The sequence below is a fragment of the Brevundimonas diminuta genome, from assembly GCF_039673845.1.
GTDB lineage: Bacteria > Pseudomonadota > Alphaproteobacteria > Caulobacterales > Caulobacteraceae > Brevundimonas > Brevundimonas diminuta_E.
In genome coordinates this window covers 1-17,020 of sequence record NZ_JBDJMK010000016.1, presented here as the reverse complement: position 1 = coordinate 17,020, position 17,020 = coordinate 1, and the positions used below count along the sequence as shown (strand labels likewise).

The window sequence follows — 17,020 nt, the reverse complement described above, 5'->3', positions numbered from 1 at the left end:
GAGTTGAGCGCTCCACCAGATTTAATATCGAGCAATTACAGGGCGCTTCTGGAGCGCAGACAAGTTTATCACTTTAGGCTTCACAATGGCGCTACGCGTACTCTTCGCTGGCCGCCGTCCACGGAGGTCACGGAACAATGGATCATCGGAGGCTGACTGCCGCTGAAAAGCGCCTCGTAATCGCCGCTGCGTTTGGGGCTGTGATGGCACTGGCCGTAATCATCTGGGCCGTTCTGACGATCATTGCAGGCGGTGCTGATTAGTTTCTTGTGGGCCTTGCGCTTTTAATACTGGCTCCCATTTAGGCTACGAGCCTCGGCTCATTAAGCCCGTCTGAGTCCCAATGTGGCAGACGGGTTTTCTTATGCCCGTCAGCCAAGCTTGGGCGGCGGTTCTGGAGGCGACGAGATTTCGGCCGCTCATGCCGTTATCGGCCCCGAACGGCCCTGCACTGCGGCCTGTCAACCAAATATTATCGCACCAGCCATCTATTGCAGTATGATAGCGATGGGTCTCTCCGCGAGCTTAGGCCAAATCGCTTGTCTCGGATGCCCCATACGGCACCAATTTAGATAAGGAAGATTTTCTACTTGATCCTTATCTTTTAGGAGGGAACAGGTATGCAGAGGGGACTGTACCAAGCCGCCTTCAAAACGCCCATTGGTTCCGGCTACGGTGTGATCACTGCTGCGAACGGCAAACTGAGCGGCGGCGATGGTCGATCATACTATTTGGGCGATTATGAACTGATCGGGAGCTTCCTCGTCGTCGATCTCAAGGTTTCAAGGCATCGGCCTCTCCCGCTTGTGCGCTCGGTGTTGGGCGCACGTAACGCAACGGTCCAGGTTTCAGGAGAGTTTGATGGTGAATCTGCTGAACTGACTGGGTTTGCAATAAGCAGCCGCGTTGAACCCATTTCAGTTAGCGTTAGACGTCTTTCGCAGGATACTGAAAGAGAGCCCGAAGTCTATGACAAGGACTCATAGCCAGACGAGCACGGTAGCGGCGATGGCTATGGTAGACAGAAAGACGATAGGTCAGCGACCCTAGAGATTGGTGAGCGCCGCCAATTCTTTCAGCCTGCAAACATGACTCGATACGGTTTCGCTGTTGTAGCGGTGTTTGTTGTGACGGACGCCCGCAATCACCGTTCAACAGGATGCTGGGAACGAAAGCCGATGGCGAAGCGGTTCCATGCATTGATTGTCGTGATGACGAGCGTCATTTCCACTCGTTCGCGTTCGTCGAAAGCTGCCGCAAACTTGTTGTAATCGGCATCCGAAGCGCCGGATGTCTCTAGCCGCGTGAGCGCTTCAGCCCACAGGAGGGCGGCACGCTCTTTCTCGTCGAATGCTGGGCTTTCTCTCCATGCAGCCAATACATCCAGTTTTTGCTGCGGTACGCCAGCTGAACGAGCTTCAGAGGCATGGAGGTTCAAGCAGTATGCGCAACCATTTATCTGAGAGACACGCATCTTGACGAGTTCGCGCACCGATTGCGGAATCGACACGCCCTTGGCGGCATCTTCCAGAGCCGTCATGGCTTTCATCGCCTCTGGCGCCGCGCGATAATAATCCATCCTGCCCGACAATTTTCCTCACTCCACAAAGCATTCCAATGAGCCGTTCCAAGCCTGTCGCTTGGCTCCTCATAGCTTTCAAACCGATCCCGCACGGCGCCAGACTTTGCCGGGCGACAGACCGTTTACATTCCGATCAGGCAGGCGGATCGATCGTCGAAAGCGGATGGACAAGGAACGCCCTCTTCCACCAACTAAACATCAAATTTCAAGCGCGCCATCAGGCCTTCGCCTTTCAGAGCGGCGAGGCATTCTGGATGTACAGATTACTGAGGCAGCCGAACCTTTAGTCCAGGCTCAGCTAGGTCGCGGCAAACCGACCGCAATTGATGACCACGGCATGCTGATGGCGCAGACGCGTCGCGCTGCTAGCGATAGTGAGCGGCTCGAATAAGGTCTCAGACAGCGCAGCCGGACCCGATGCCGGCGCCTGGAGCCTGCCCAGATCACTCCGGCTTTTGGCACACGGCTTCAACGTTCACGCCGTCAGGATCTATCACAAAGGCCGCATAATAGGCCGGATGGTAATGCGGCCTGATGCCGGGCGGGCCATTGTTTCGACCGCCCTGTGCCATCGCCGCTTCATAGAAGGCATCCACGGCTGCTCTTGTTTTCGCTTCGAACGCGATGTGGATGCCATCTCCTCGCTCTCCATAAGGCGGGGGGCGGCGACTGTCGGTCGAAAGCCAGAAGAACGGTTTCGAAGCAACTCCGTAGCCGATGCCGTGATAGCCGCCCGTTTGATCAGGCGTCACCTCCATCACGATGTTGACGCCTAGCGGCTTGAGTGCAGAATCGTAGAATCGCCGTGCACGCTCAATGTCGGCGGGGCTGACGCCCATATGATCGATCATGGCCATGGTCTCAAACGGTCGCACTTTCCTGTTTCCAGCCCCAAGGCCGGAACGTCTTTACCTTAGCCACCATGACGGCATCTCGACACCCTTTGCCGAAAACCCGGGCCGTAACGGCGATTTCGTCCCATACGGCGTACCGACGCTCGCCGACCGCCAGTCTCGCTTGTAAGGCGACCCGCAGCGGACATCTAAAGCGCCTTTGGCGGTATTCCCGTAAACGCCTGTCCGACGAGTTCGCGCAGCGGCTGAAGACGGGTGAAGCCGCGGTTGGTGAGAATAATCAAAGCAGCATCATGGTCGGGCAACTGCTCAAAGTCAGCGATATAGCCGTTCGTTCCGCCGCTATGACCGACAAGCGTTTGTCCGCCCGCTGAAGACACAACCAGGCCCAGGCCATAGCCTCTGTCGGCGACTTCAGCCTTTCCCTGTCTGCTCACAACCAGATTTGCGCGCATTTCGGCCCGGCTGTCGAGGCTAAGCAGCCGTCCTTCGTCCAACGCCCGGTCAAGCGCGAGCATGTCCGCGAGACTGGCGCGCACCGCGCCCGCGCCAAGCTGAACGAAGGCCCAGTTTTCAGCCTGAACCAGAGCTCCCGGCGCTCCATTGTAACCGATCGCCAGGCCATCTTCCTGGACCGCCACAGGATGACCGGCCACCATGTTCGGGGCCTCGACGCTGGCGTTGGTCATCCCCGCAGGTTCGAGCACAAGTTCGTCGAGCACTTGGGAAAAAGGCTGACCTCGGACAACGGCGGCAGCATGCGCCAGCAGTTCGAAGCCGAAATTATTATATCGGAAGTTCTCTCCCGCCTCCTCGAGAGGGCGAGCCTCATCTTCCGACAATTCAGTTAACACAGCCTTCATCGCGGAAGGAGGATCAAGCCGAAAGCGAAACAGCATGGCTTCTGTCAGATCGGGCAGACCTGACGTGTGATTCAGCAGGTTCCTTACAGTGGCGCCCGACCAAGACTCAGGGACATCGACCAAATAGCGACGGATCGGAGCGTCGAGATCCAGCTCGCCTAGTTCGCTCATACGCAGCACGGCGATGGCAGTCAGATATTTGCTGGTGGAAAAGATCTTGAACCGCGTTTCAGGCGTGATAGCGGTGCCATTGACCGGGTCTGCAAGACCGCAGACATGCTGAAAGAGTGTCTCCCCCCGTTGCGCCACTGCGACGACTCCCGAAAAGTCACCGGCTTCGCAGGCCTTCTCAAGATGTCTCTCGAGCGCCTGAAAATCAGGCCGCTCCGCAGCGGATGTCGAAACCGGCGACAGCAAAAAAATGCAGGCCATCGCGATGGGGGCAAGGCGGCTATGGGAACAGGTCATATTCGCAGCCTATAAGCCCTCGCCTTGCCCGCTCAAGTGAAGATTGTTTCAGAATGACGGCGACACAAGGGCCTCTTCCATAGGTTCGGCGGAAAATGCACGCGCGCTTTACGCAGAGACGACGGATAGGAAGCCTCGGTCCGCTAACCACCCGCCCCAGAGTCAGCTTAGTGGCCAGACCCTTGTTCGAACGAAACGACCGCTGGGCGCCGATTTCGTTGAAAAAGTCGGCCTCCGGCAGTTGGCATGAGTGCGCCGCGCTAATTCACTCTAGTCGTTGAGGTCGGAGGTGCAGCGATGATGGGCGCACGGCGGGTCGATCAGTCGCCTCTGCGGTCATTGCCGCTCTGCCAGAAAAGCGACAATCTGGCTCTTTAGTCGATGGTCCGATTTTTACCCCACACAGCCCTACTTGCGCCCAGGGACAAGAGCGCACTCAGAGCAAACAAGGAACATTTGTTCGCGGCTCGACGCCTTGGCGACCCGCCTGGAGACCCGCCTGGAGGCCCTGAATCGGACCGTCGGTGTCGCGTGGGCGGGGGCGGAGGCGGGGGAAGCAACGCCCCGATATCATGAGCGGCCTCCGTCGCAGCCAAGCCGCACCGTCTTCCACGCTGGGCTGTAGGAACAGCCGACTCCGCGCCGTCAGTCAAGGAAAGCGTCTTCCCTCCTTCACCCAGCATGACGCCGCCTAGACCTTCAAAGCGTTTCGAGAAACGCCACCAAGGCGGCCCGCTCTTCCCGGGTCAGCTCAAGCGGACGAAGCAGAGGGTCCGTGACGGCGAAAAGAGGATCGTCCGCCTGATCCGGCCGGGGTCGCGGACGGGCCGCGCCAGCGTTGTAGAAGGTGACCACGCCGTCCAGTCTCGGCATGATCCCATTGTGCATATAGGGCGCCGTACGGCTGACGCCGCGCAGGCTGGGGGTGCGGAAGCGACCGACGTCTCCTGGCGCCTTGGTCACCTCGTAACGGCCGAGATCCTGCAGTTCCCGCCCATAGAAGTGCAGCCCGAGATTATGAAACCCGCCGTCGCTCAGCAGGGAACCGTTGTGGCAGTTAGCGCATCCGGCCTTGGTCCGAAACAGATGCAGGCCGAGCAGCTGCTCCTCGTTAAGCGCGCGCACGTCGCCCTTCACAAATCGCTCGAAGCGGCCTCGCGGCGGGCTCAGGCTGCGCTGAAAGGCCGCCAGGGCCATGGAGATGCGTTTCAGGTCGATCGCCTGATCGCCGAACGCCGCTTCGAAGGCGGCGACGTAGGTCCGGTCGGCGGCGACCCTCGCCACCACCGCTTCCAGATCGTCGACCGCCATCTCCCTCGGGTCGGTCAGCGGATGCAGGGCCTGGGCCTCGAGGTCGGGACTGCGACCGTCCCAGAACAGCGGACGCATCCAGCCGGCGACCGCCAGGGACTGAGAATTCCTACGCCCCCTGAGCCGGTCATGACCGAATGAGGTGCGAAGAGCGTCCCCGAAACCCAGCTCCCGAGCGTGGCATGTGGCGCAGGCGATCTGGCCGGATTTCGACAGGCGGGGATCGTCGAACAGCCGCGCCCCGAGCGCGACCTTGGCGTCATTCGTCGGATTGGCGGCGGGATGCTCCACCGGCGGCAGAGGCCCGAACTCGGTGAACACCGCCCCCTCGTGGAGCACCGGCCGGGGCCAGGATTCGGGCGGGCCGGCGTAGGCGGCGCGCAGCTCGGCCGCCGTCTCCGGCGACCGAACCAGGGAGACGGCCGCCCCGGCGCCGGCATGCAGCATGCCGACGATCAGGGCGATCGCGCCGATGTCGCGCCAGGAGATCAATAGCGGTACTTCAGGCCGACCCAGAGATTGCGCCCCAACTGGTACGGCTGGGATGCGGTGGAATATTCCTGGTTCAGGACGCTGTTGAAGAGGTTGTTGACGCGCACATCCAGGGCTGCGGCCCCATAGCGGGTTCTGGCGAGTTCGAAGGTCGCCGCCAGATTCACGTCCACCGAGGGCTTGTATTCGACCTTGTCATAGACGTCATAGCGCACCCCGTTGACGGTGATGTTGACCAGGGTGTCGTCCACCCGGCTGAAACCGTCGCGCCAGCGCGCATTGACATTGGTCCGCAGCCGTCCGTCCAGCCAGCGCGCCGACCAGACGCCATTGACGATGAGCGGCGAGGCGAAGTCCAGAAGCTGATTATCCGCCAGCGCGCGCAGCTTGGGCACGACCTCGCCCTTGTAATAGACGTATTCGCCTTCGAATGCCGTCTCGTCGGAGATGTCGAAATAGCCGACGTTGGTGGCGTCGGTATGGGACCAGTTGGTGCTGAAGCTCAGCGCGTGGTCGCGCCCGAACTCCCGCACATACTCCAGCGACAGGCCACGGTAGGAGCGCTCGCCGTCATTGGTCACGGTGTAAACGCGCCGCGTCGAGACGCCGCCAGTCTCGACGTCATAGACCTCCGAGGTCGACTCCGAACTGGCGAACTGGTCGCGGCTTCGCGCACAATGCCCTTGATCCGGTATTCGCCGCCGATCCAGGCGATCGGCCCGCGCAGGGCCAGGGTGAACTCATCCGTGTAGGGGGTATCCAGCTCGGCGTTGGAATAGCGCGCCGTCTCGCTGCGCGAATAGAGCGTCCATTCGTTCGCCCAGACATTCTGGCCATTCACCACCGTCGGCGCCCGGCGATAGATACGAGTTCCCGGATAGTTCTCTCGCAGGGCATACCCTAGGAAGCTTCGGCCGAAATAGCGGTTTAGCCCCCCGGTCAGGTTCATTCCTGCCAAGGGAAGGTCCCGGCTGACCGACAGGCGCGGCGCGAAATTGTGGTTCTCGAGGAAGCTCTCGTAGTCGTATCGCAAGCCGGCGCGCACCATGAAGCCCGCCCAGTCGAAGTCGTATTCGCCCCACAGGCTGTAGGACTGCAGATTCACCTGGGTGTCGAAGGCCGTCGCGTCGCCGCGTTGCGCCAGGGCGTAGGCGCCGGTCACGCACGTGCCCGCCGCCGCCTCGGCCGGATCCAGGCAGACCGTCTGTGGCCCGACCTCGATCCCAAGTTGGTCGCGATCTCCATGTCGGAAGGCGGCGCTATAGGGCTGCCCCTTCTTGGCCGAGATGTCAGCGATCTCGAATCCAGCCCGCAGACGGCCGACGCCCAGCGGCTGGGTCCAGCGTCCCTTCAGGGTGGTGTCGTTCTGCTCCTGCCACAGGATGCCGGGCCCGCCCAGCGAACAGCTTGAGCCCGAGCACCAGTCGATGCCCGCGGACTTGGACACATTGACCGTGCCGGGACGCTCGCTGTCCCGGTCGTTGTTCGACCGGGCATGGGTAAGGTCCAGCGTCCATTCGGCCTCGCCCCGGCGTCCCTCCAGGCCCACGCGACCGGTCAGACCGCCGCCGTTGAGGAAAACCCAGTTGTCGATGCCGTTCGGGTGCGAGAATTCGCTTTCATAAGGGCTCCAGGTGACCTGCCCGGTCAGCAGCAAATCGTCCTTGAGATCGGCTTCCGCCTTCACCATCAGGGTTTCGCTGAAGCTTTTCTGGCCGTAGTCCCCGTACTGGACCCAGTTCTTGCCCCGGTAGTTCGTCACCTCGGCTTCTGAGCGGGTATAGGCCCAGAGGGTCCTGATGCGATCATTCAGCGGAAGGTCTACAGCGACCCCATAGCGTCGCTTCATATAGTCAGGTTGATCCGGATAGGTGCCGTTCAGAACCTCCCGCACCTTGTCCGACATGCGAAACTGAGCCAGCGCAGGGCTGGTTTCCCCGTAGTGGGTCTCCACTCCGAAAACCGAACTGGGGCGACGCGTAGCCATCTCCACGACCCCCCCGGCGAACTGCCCGTATTCGGCCGATACGTTGGAATCCCGAACAATGATCTCGCCGATCAGATTGGAATCCACCCAGACGGTCTGCGCCGAGGCCGCCGCATTGCCCTCGATATAGTGGTTTTCATGGATGTTGCTGACGTCCAAACGCGAGTTCACGCCCACACCATCCAAAACGAACAGGTTTTCATAGATGGAGCCGCCGGAGATAGAGACATCCGCAGGCCGCAGATCCTGCAGCTCCTCGCGCGACGCCCGGCCCTGGGTCGAAGAAAACTGCACCGTGGGGAGGGCTTTCAGCACCTCATTGGCGTCGCCGGACCCCGGAGCCTGATCCTCGACGGCTTCCCGCCTGAAGGTGCTGGACCCGGAATCTACGGCTTCGCCGAAATGATAGCTCCGGGAGGCCGGGCGCTGGTCCTGCAACACGATGGTGGGCGCATCGACGACGTCTGCGGAAGAGACCCCGCCGTCTGCGGAGCCGACGACCTGAGCGGATGCCAAAGCAGTAGCCGACCAACAGCATCCGGATCAGCAGCTCCGGGTCGATCGAGGGGCGACCGATGGCGCTGTAGAATGGCGCCAGATGCGCCCGCAGCCCGTCCAGTTCCACAAACCGGTCAATCGCCCGCAGCATGTGATCCGCCGGCACATGCCGCTCCAGCGAGAACTCGTAGAACAGGGCCGACTGATCGACCCGCCGCTCACCCATCATCGCTGCACCTCCCGTCTCAACGACCAGAGTGAATCAGCGCGGCGCCCTCATGCCAATTGCCCAGGTCGCCTTTTTCAACGAAATCCGCCAGTTGCGGTCTTTAGGAGATCGGCGCAGACCAGACATTAAAGCCGCTGTCAGCGATGCTCTCGAAAGGCGCAGACGATCGTTCGCAGTGCGGCCTTCGACTTGGGATCCGTCAGCGTGGAGTGAAGGACGATCTCGGATGACGGCAGCGGCGGCAGGCCGAACCGCTCGCCAATGTCCACTGTGCCAGCGGGGGCCAATCGACGGGAAAAGACCGAAGTCGCAAGTCCCGCCGCCACCGCCGCGTCTACAGCGGAGAATCCGCCGAGAAACACTTCGGTCCACTCCATCCCGGCCTGATCAAGCGCGCGGATCGCCAGGTCGCGAACGCCACACTCAGGCAGCAGGGCGGCCAAGCGAAGCGGTTCGCCTGTGCGATGCGCGAACTGCGGGGCGGCGAACCAGCCGAAATGTTCCGGCCCCAGCGTCTCGCCATCGCGGCGGTCCTCGTCGCGTCGGATGATCGCGGCGTCCATTTCTCCCCGATCGAAGGCGTCCAGCAGGACACGCGAATTATCCAGCCGGACCTCTATCGTCAGGCATGGATCATGCGCATTGAGCCGCGCCAGCAATAGGGGCACTTCGGGACCGGCCACATGGGCTGCGATGCCCAGAACGAAATGACGACGGCCGCCGGACAGGGACGATAGCGCCTGTTCATGCGCACTCAGAAATGCTCGCGCGGGCTCCAGAAACAGCGCGCCCTGGGCGGACAGACGCACCGAGCGCGGTGTCCGTTCGATCAGCCGATGCCCCAGGCCGTCCTCCAGACGCTTCAGCTTCACGCTGATCGCACCTTGCGTCGTCCCCAAGGTCTCGGCCGCGCGAGTGAAGCTCTGCAGGTCAGAGATCGCAACGAAGGCCCGGACGGCCTCCACATCGAGCGACTTCATCTTAACCATCCCAATTCAGCATCACTGAAATCGAAAACCATCCCATTCTGTTGTGGTCAAGCCCGGACTATCTCGCCTCCGCCGGATGTCTCGACTTTGTCCGGCGTTTCCATGAGCCTGACCTTTCATGACCGCGTTCCGTCTCTCGCAGAGCATGCTGGCGCTCGCCGCCGTCGCCCTCTCCTCACTCATGTTCGGGCTGGAAATTTCCAGCGTGCCGGTGATCCTGCCGACGATCGAGCGCGTGCTCGGCGCCGACTTCATCCAACTTCAGTCGGTCATGAACGCCTACACGGTCGCGGTGGCCGGCGTCCTGATGGCCGCCGGGGCGATCGCCGACCGCTTCGGCCGCAAACGCCTGTTCCTGATCGGCGTGGCGGCATTCGGCCTGACCTCATTCGCATGCGGCGTCACTGACGAGATCGCCGTCCTGATCGCCGCTCGTTTTTTACAGGGGATAGCAGGCGGCGTGATGCTGATCTGCCAGGTCGCCGTCCTGTCTCACCAGTTCCGCGAACCGAAGGCCCGCAGCATGGCCTATGCGTGGTGGGGCGTCGTCTTCGGTTTTGGTCTGGGTTTTGGCCCGATCATCGGCAGCGGGATCATCGCCGTCGCCGGCTGGGAATGGGTCTTCCTCATCCATGTGGGCTTGGCCGCTCTGACGTTCGGCCTGGGACTGGTCGGCGTCCAGGAATCACGCGATCCGCACGCCAGTCGTCTCGACATCGCCGGGATCCTGCCCCTGTCCACCGCGGTCCTGGCGTTGACGGTCTTCATCACCGAGGTGCCCCGACTCGGCATAACCTCCCCGCTCGCGCTGGCGATCCTGGTCGTCTTTATCGCCGCCCTCATCGCCTTCGTGGCGGTCGAACGTCGCGTGGCCCATCCGATGTTCGATTTCGGCGTCTTCCGCATTCCATCCTTCGCAGGCGCTCTACTCGGCGCGGTCGGCATGAACCTCAGCTTTTGGCCGCTGATCATCTATCTGCCGATCTGGTTCCATGCCGGCCTGGGTCTATCTTCGATCGGTGTCGGCCTGGCACTTCTAGCCTATACCCTGCCCACGCTGGCCGTACCGCCCCTGGCCGAGAAGCTGTCTCTCCGCTTCGGCGCCGGCCTGATCATTCCCGCAGGCCTGTTCGGCATCGGGGCGGGCTTGCTGATGATGCGTCTTTCGCTCGAACTGGCCGGGGCGGGCTGGCCGCTGCTGGCACCCGGCCTAGTGCTGGCCGGCGTCGGTCTGGGTCTGACCAATACCCCGGTCACCAATACGGCTACCTGCGTCGTTTCCAGCGACCGTGCGGGCATGGCGTCGGGAATGGACATGAGCGCCCCGCATGATCACTCTCGCGGTCAACATCGCCGTCATGGGTGCGATCCTGTTCAATGGCGTTCTGGCTCATCTGCAGGCGGCGTCGGGTGTCAACTCCGAATTACGCCAAGTCGCTGAACGCATCGCCGCTGGCAGCCTCGAAACCGGCGTGCCTGCTGACGTGGCGCGGCAGGCGCTTGAACCAGGCTTCGGGTGGGTGGCGCTATATGGCGGACTCGGATGCTTGCTGCTGGCGTTCGCAAGCGGCGCCCTGTTTCGCGTTGGAGGGCAACGGCCCGGAACACAGCATTGAGCCGTGTCCTTTCCAGGCCGGGCAATGCTTACGTTAGCTGGCAGAGCTCCCTAACTGACGAAATCAAGGCATCGATCATCTCGTAGTGGATGCCCGCTAAGCGCCGATTTCGTTGAAAAAGGCGACCTGGGCAATTGGCATGAGGGCGCCGCGCTGATTCACTCTGGTCGTTGAGACGGGAGGTGCAGCGATGATGGGTGAGCGGCGGGTCGATCAGTCGGCCCTGTTCTACGAGTTCTCGCTGGAGCGGCATGTGCCGGCGGATCACATGCTGCGGGCGATTGACCGGTTTGTGGAACTGGACGGGCTGCGGGCGCATCTGGCGCCATTCTACAGCGCCATCGGTCGCCCCTCGATCGACCCGGAGCTGCTGATCCGGATGCTGTTGGTCGGCTACTGCTTTGGCATCCGCTCGGAGCGGCGGCTGTGTGAGGAGGTCCACCTGAACCTGGCCTATCGCTGGTTCTGCCGGTTGGGCCTGGACGGCGACGTGCCGGACCACTCGACCTTTTCGAAGAACCGCCATGGCCGTTTCCGCGACAGCGATCTGCTGCGGGAACTGTTCGAGACGGTGCTGCGCCGCTGCATGGCCGAGGGTCTGGTCGGCGGCGAAGGCTTCGCGGTCGACGCCAGCCTGATCAAGGCCGACGCCAACCGCCAGCGCTGCGTGCCCGGCGACCAAGGCCTGCCGCCCGAGGCCGCCAGCCGCGCTATCGACGAGTATCTGGCCGTGCTGGACGACGCAGCCTTCGGCGGCGCCACCCCGGTGACGCCCAAGTTCATCTCGCCGGCCGATCCGGCCTCGCGCTGGACCGGGGCCAACAAGGGGCTGGCCTTCTTCGCGTACGCCACCAACTACCTGATCGACCTGGACCACGCGATCATCGTCGATGTCGAGCCGTCCACGGCGGTGAGGCAGGCTGAGGTGACGGCGGCCCGCACCATGGCTGAGGTGACGGCGGCCCGCACCATGATCGAGCGTGCGCGCGAGCGTCATGATCTGTGGCCCGCCCGGCTGGCGGCGGACACCGCCTATGGCTCGGCCGAGATGCTGGACTGGCTGGTCCACGATCAGGGCATCGAGCCCCACATCCCCGTCATCGACAAGTCCGAGCGCGTCGACGGACCTTCTCGCGCAGCGACTTCGCCTATGACCACGCCCAGGACCTCTACCGCTGCCCCGGCGGAAAGGAGCTGAAGCAGTATCGGCTGGCCTTCCGCGCGGATCATCCCGATACCCCGCCGGATAACACCTATCGGTACCGCGCCAGCAAAAATGGACTGCGACGCCTGCGCGCTGAAGAGCCGCTGCTGCCCCAACGCGCCGGCGCGCAAAGTGACCCGCTCCATCCACGAAGGCGCCCGGGACATCGCCCGCGACATCGCCAAGACTGACGCCTACGTCGTCTCCCGGCGCGAACGGAAGAAGGTCGAAATGCTGTTCGCCCACCTCAAGCGCATCCTGAAGCTGGACCGGCTGCGCCTGAGAGGTCCCTACGGCGCCAAAGACGAGTTCCTCCTCGCCGCCACCGCCCAGAACCTGCGCAAACTGGCCAAACTGATCCCGCCAAGGGCGCCGGTGATCGCCTGAAGCACGAGTGAACCGCCGTGCCGGTTACTTGTCGGCGATCTCAACGGCCGCCTTTTTCAACGAAATCAGTCACTAGCAGTCATTGTCGCTCAACCCCGCCTCGCGAAAGCCGGACTGTCTGATGAAATCGCGTTGGCGAAAGACCCGCAGCGACACCGTCTCCATAGTTTCCCCGCCAAGCCTCCACATTTCCTAGGTACGTTTTTAGCGAGCCGCGCCAACAAACTTCTTTCAGGATTTAGCCTTGCGCCCCCCGACTCGATCAATCTTGCCCGGCGTGCGGTGCGCGGTTTTTATATCGGCGATGGTCGGCGCTAATGTGCACGCCGTACAGGCTCCTGCAGCAGCGTCCTACGTCTCGCTCTCCTCATGCGACGAAACTGCTAAGTTCGTTGAAGCTTGGCGCGCAATTTTCGACGACCCCGATCTGACGGCCCTGCTGACCGAGGCGTTTGAGCGCAATCTGACCATCGAAAGCGCCCGTCGACGCCTGCAGCAGGCGACAGCCCTGCAGCGCGGCGCCCGCAACGCCGACCGCCCCGGCGCGGACCTGTTCGGCGTGCCCCTGCAGGATGTGCCCACCGGCAACGGCTATTATCAGCTGGGCGTCGGCACGCGCTGGGAGTTCGACTTCTTCGGCGCCGGAGCCGCCCGCGATCAGGAAGCCGCAGCCAAGACGGCGACAGGCGCCGCGCAACTTCGCGCCGCGCAGCTGATGATCGCCGCAGCGGTCATTCAGGCCTATTACGAACACCATCAGGCGCAGGTGCAACTGGCGCTGTCCCGTCAGTCGCACGACCTGGCCCTGCGCGCCCAGCGTCTGACGCAGGCGCGACATGATGCCGGGCTGGCCGACGCAGGCGAAGTGCGCGCCGCATCGATGCAGGAATATAGCCGCCGGATCGAACAGGCCCGCCTGAAACATCAGATCGACCGCGCTTCATCGACCCTCGCGGCGTTGCTGAGCCAATCGACGCCTGCCCCCAGGGACGCCCGCGTCAGCGGCCATTTCGCGGCGGTGCGCTTTCCGTCCGCCCTGCGCGCCGACGACCTGCGCCGCCGTCCCGACCTGATGGTCGCAGAGGCTGAAGTGCTGGAAGCCGCCGCAAGGGTCAAGATCGCCAGGGCCGCCCTTTACCCCAGTCTGAAGCTGGTCGGATCGATCGGCTACACCCACAGCCTGTCGTCCGCCCCCTCCCCCGGCGGCATCGCCCCCGTCATCGGCCCGACGATCGACATTCCGTTGTGGGACTGGGGCCGCCGCCGTGCCGTCGTGAACAGCGAAGACCACGCCCTGTCCGGCGCCCTGGCCCTTTACCGCCAATCCGTCATCGACGCCGCCAGCGAGGCCCACATCGCCCTCGGCGCCCTGGAGCAACAGCAGGCCGTCGTCGCGACACGCCGGGAAACAGTCGACGCCCTTCAGCAGTCGCTGGACGCCTGGACCACCCGCTACGATCTGGGACTGGCCAGCGAACTGGACCTGATCCAGCCCGAGGCGGACCTGCTTGACGCCCGTTCGGCCCTGGCCGGCGCCCGTCTGGACAGCATTCTGGCCCTTCTGAGCGTCTATAAAGCCGCAGGCGGCCCGACCCCGAACCCAGCCTCCGGAGAGACGCCATGATCTCTCTGGCCCGCAAGACCCTGATCCACGAATGGCCGCGCTTCGTGCCCGTGGTGCTGGCCGTCACCTTCGCCGGTCTGTTGCTGATCGTGCAGGCCGCGCTGGTGCTGGGCATTTTCAGCAGCGCCGCCATCTACATCAAGGCGTCCTCGGCCGATCTGTGGGTCGGCTATCCCGGCTCGCAGAGCGTCAACTACGGCCGCCCGCTGGGCCCGGACGTAGAGATGCGGCTCAGCGCCGACGACGCCGTCACGGCGGTCGAGCCCTATCGCTGGGTCGACGCCGACTGGCACTCGGCTTCGGGCGATGGCGGGGCGATCTCCATCTATCTGTCGGGCGTTTCCGTCGAAGACGGCGCCTTGGCCTTTTCGGAACGGCTGACCGTCGCCCAGCGCCAGCGACTGCGCGAACCTGGCGCCGTCATTGTCGACGCCGCCGACCTGTCCACCCTTCACGTCGCCGATGGCGGCCGCGCCTGGATCAACAAACAGCCCGTGCGCGTGGTCGGCGTCATCAAGGGGATGCGCGGTCTGGGCGGCGTCAACGTCCTGTCATCGCTGGAAACCGCGCGCGAGATCGGCGCCGCCGAGACATCGGCCGATACCTATTATCTGGCCCGGCTGAAGGACGGCGCCGCGCCCGCCGACGTGCGCCAGCGCCTGATGCAGGACCGCGCCGCCTTCTCGCCCTATGAGGCCTGGACCGCGCGTGAGTTCGCCGCCCGGTCGCAGAACTACTGGCTGCTGGATACCGGCGCCGGGATCGCCGTCCTGTTCATGGCCATCATCGTCAGTCTGGTCGGCGCGGTTGTGACCAGCCAGTCGCTGGCCGGGACCATCGCCGCCTCACGCCGCGAATACGCCGCCCTCAGCGCTTTGGGCGTCGGGCGCTGGCCCCTGACCCGCGTGGTGCTGGAACAGAGCGCATGGATCGGCGGCGTCGGCCTTGTGCTGGCGACCCTGCTCAGCGCGCCGCTGCTGACGCTGGCGGCCAGTCACGACGTACCGGTCGCCATGAGCCTGCCGGTCGCGGCCGGATGCGGCCTGCTGATCTTCGCCATGGCCATGCTGGCCAGTCTGGCGGCGGTGCGGACCATGCTGGGGACCGACCCCGCCATGTTGCTGAGATAAAGCCATGGCCGATTCCGCACCCATCATGACCAACGCCCCGGCCGTGGTCGCCGAAGGGCTGGTGAAGACCTTCATCACCGGCACAGTGCCGACACGCGTGCTGACCCATCTGGACCTCAGCCTTCATCCCGGCGAGATGACCCTGATCTCCGGCCCGTCGGGCTGTGGGAAAAGCACCCTTTTGTCCCTGCTGTCCGGCCTGCAGAAGCCCGATGCGGGCGCCGTCACCGCCCTGAATCAGCGGCTGGATCACCTCAGCCGTGGACGGCTGGAAGCCTTCCGCCTGCAACATACCGGCTTCGTCTTTCAGGGCTTCAACCTGTTCCCGGCCCTGACGGCGGTCGAGCAGGTGCAACTGCCGCTGGGCTATCTGGGCATGGACCGTCGTCAGAGCGAGGCGCTGGCCCTGAAGGCGCTGGACGAGGTCGGTCTGAACCACCGTCTGCACATGCGCCCGGCCCAGCTGTCCGGCGGCGAAAAACAGAGGGTCGCCATCGCCCGCGCCATCGCCAAATCGCCTGCCCTGCTGTTCGCTGACGAACCGACCAGCGCTCTCGACGCCGAGAACGGCCAGCGCGTCAGCGAGATGTTGCGCCAGATCGCCCATCGCCACGGCTCGACCGTGGTCTGCGTCAGCCACGACCCGCGCCTGATCCGCTTCGCCGACCGCCTGCTGACGATGGAGGACGGCGTCATCCAGCGCGACGAGCGCCCTGCCCAGCCTTCCGCCCCCGCCAGCCCCTCGGAAGCCCGGTGATGAGAGCCAGAACCATGCCGCCAGCACCTCGCCTTTCCGTCACCCTCGCCGCGCTGGCTCTTCTGAGCCTGCCTGCCCTGTCCGCCTGCCAGAAGGCTGAGGCGCCCGCTGAGACTGCGCCCCTGCACGCCATCGCCCGTGGCCGTATCGAGGTGCAGGGCGGCCTTCTGGCCCTGAGCGCGCCGATCGACGGCGAACTGCGCGCGCTGGGCGTCGTCGAGGGCCAGAAGGTGCGCAAGGGCGATGTCCTGGCCCGCTTCGACACCGCAGACCTGACGGATGAAACGCGCCTGATCGAGGCTCAGGCCAATCAGTCGCGCCAGCGCCATGGCGCAGCCCAGCGCAAGGCCGCCGCCGTCGCCGAAACCGTCAGCCGCTATGAACAGGCCACTCAGGCCGGCGCCGCCTCGGCCCAAGCCCTGGCGGAGGCGCGGCAGTCGCTGGCCGACGCCCGGTCCGAGGTCGACGCCGCCGCCGCCGAGGTCGCCGTCGCCGATCAGCGCCTGGCTCAGGCCCGCAACCGCCTGCACAGGGCGCAGTTGATCGCCCCCGCCGACGGCGTCGCCCTGCGCGTCGCCGCCTCAAACGGACAACGACTGTCGGCGGGCGCCCCTGTGCTGACCCTGTTGCCCGACCGCCCCCTGATCGTCCGCGCCGAGATCAACGAAAGCTTCATCAGCCGGGTGCGCCCCGGCATGAAGGCGACGGTGACGATCGATCCGGCGCCGTCGGGCGGCAAACCGCTTCCCGCCGCGCGGCTGACCTATCTCAGCCCCATATACACCCATGCCCGTCAGGACGACGACGTCGAACGCGGCCCCAGCCGCGTGGTCGAGGGCCTGCTGGAGTTCGACACTCGCCCCGATGTGCGCGTCGGCCAAACCGTCCGGGTCCGCTTCGATGACTGATCGCCCCTATACCCTCGCCCCGTCGCGCACCGAGTGGGCCATCCACTGCGACTTCGACGGCACCATCAGCAATCGCGATGTGACCGACAGCCTGCTGCACGCCTTCGGCCGTCCCGGCTGG

13 protein-coding genes and 2 pseudogenes are annotated in these 17,020 nt (G+C 63.9%); 7 read left to right on the top strand and 8 right to left on the bottom strand.

The annotated features are described in order from the left end of the window. Positions 1-620: 620 nt before the first annotated feature. Positions 621-986 (top strand): GrlR family regulatory protein, encoded by a 366-nt coding sequence (locus ABE454_RS15720; protein WP_346508345.1) that lies wholly within the window; start codon positions 621-623, stop codon positions 984-986. 158 nt (positions 987-1,144) lie between these two features. Here the strand turns inward: ABE454_RS15720 and ABE454_RS15715 are convergent, their stop codons facing one another. From ABE454_RS15715 to ABE454_RS15680, 8 genes and pseudogenes are all read right to left on the bottom strand, one after another. Continuing rightward, complete coding sequence (locus tag ABE454_RS15715; protein ID WP_346508344.1) at positions 1,145-1,579, bottom strand: carboxymuconolactone decarboxylase family protein; 435 nt, start codon at positions 1,577-1,579, stop codon at positions 1,145-1,147. Positions 1,580-2,025: 446 nt separating this feature from the next. Beyond that, positions 2,026-2,439 carry a VOC family protein gene (locus ABE454_RS15710; RefSeq protein ID WP_346508343.1) on the bottom strand — a complete coding sequence of 138 codons (414 nt, stop codon included), beginning with the start codon at positions 2,437-2,439 and terminating at the stop codon, positions 2,026-2,028. A gap of 185 nt (positions 2,440-2,624) precedes the next feature. After that, positions 2,625-3,767, bottom strand: a complete 1,143-nt coding sequence (locus tag ABE454_RS15705) for a serine hydrolase domain-containing protein (RefSeq protein WP_346508342.1) — start codon at positions 3,765-3,767, stop codon at positions 2,625-2,627. A gap of 699 nt (positions 3,768-4,466) precedes the next feature. After that, a complete protein-coding gene (locus ABE454_RS15700) occupies positions 4,467-5,570 on the bottom strand; it encodes a cytochrome-c peroxidase (protein ID WP_346508341.1) in 1,104 nt (367 codons plus the stop codon). Continuing rightward, positions 5,567-6,151, bottom strand: coding sequence for a hypothetical protein (locus tag ABE454_RS15695; protein WP_346533037.1), 585 nt, complete (start codon positions 6,149-6,151; stop codon positions 5,567-5,569). The genes ABE454_RS15700 and ABE454_RS15695 overlap by 4 nt, the downstream gene beginning before the upstream one ends. Next, positions 6,148-8,073: a hypothetical protein gene (locus ABE454_RS15690; protein WP_346533048.1), complete on the bottom strand. Its 1,926-nt coding sequence runs from the start codon at positions 8,071-8,073 to the stop codon at positions 6,148-6,150. The genes ABE454_RS15695 and ABE454_RS15690 overlap by 4 nt, the downstream gene beginning before the upstream one ends. Further along, positions 8,044-8,284: pseudogene (locus ABE454_RS15685) on the bottom strand (transposase); the annotation flags it as partial. The gene ABE454_RS15690 and the pseudogene ABE454_RS15685, both read right to left, overlap by 30 nt. Positions 8,285-8,421: 137 nt before the next feature. After that, positions 8,422-9,264 carry a LysR family transcriptional regulator gene (locus tag ABE454_RS15680; RefSeq protein WP_346510998.1) on the bottom strand — a complete coding sequence of 281 codons (843 nt, stop codon included), beginning with the start codon at positions 9,262-9,264 and terminating at the stop codon, positions 8,422-8,424. A 127-nt stretch (positions 9,265-9,391) separates the two neighbouring features. Between ABE454_RS15680 and ABE454_RS15675 the strand changes: the two genes are divergently transcribed. The 6 genes and pseudogenes from ABE454_RS15675 (at position 9,392) to ABE454_RS15650 (ending at position 16,899) form a co-directional block, all read left to right on the top strand. Then, positions 9,392-10,714 (top strand): MFS transporter, encoded by a 1,323-nt coding sequence (locus ABE454_RS15675; RefSeq protein ID WP_346533036.1) that lies wholly within the window; start codon positions 9,392-9,394, stop codon positions 10,712-10,714. Between the two features lie 365 nt (positions 10,715-11,079). Beyond that, a pseudogene (locus ABE454_RS15670) lies at positions 11,080-12,480 on the top strand (transposase). Between the two features lie 319 nt (positions 12,481-12,799). Next, positions 12,800-14,104 carry a TolC family protein gene (locus tag ABE454_RS15665; RefSeq protein WP_346533035.1) on the top strand — a complete coding sequence of 435 codons (1,305 nt, stop codon included), beginning with the start codon at positions 12,800-12,802 and terminating at the stop codon, positions 14,102-14,104. Further along, positions 14,101-15,234 carry an ABC transporter permease gene (locus ABE454_RS15660; RefSeq protein ID WP_346510520.1) on the top strand — a complete coding sequence of 378 codons (1,134 nt, stop codon included), beginning with the start codon at positions 14,101-14,103 and terminating at the stop codon, positions 15,232-15,234. The genes ABE454_RS15665 and ABE454_RS15660 overlap by 4 nt, the downstream gene beginning before the upstream one ends. 4 nt (positions 15,235-15,238) lie before the next feature. Continuing rightward, complete coding sequence (locus ABE454_RS15655; protein ID WP_346510522.1) at positions 15,239-15,991, top strand: ABC transporter ATP-binding protein; 753 nt, start codon at positions 15,239-15,241, stop codon at positions 15,989-15,991. 14 nt (positions 15,992-16,005) lie between these two features. Beyond that, complete coding sequence (locus ABE454_RS15650) at positions 16,006-16,899, top strand: efflux RND transporter periplasmic adaptor subunit (protein WP_346533034.1); 894 nt, start codon at positions 16,006-16,008, stop codon at positions 16,897-16,899. Positions 16,900-17,020 lie beyond the last annotated feature (121 nt).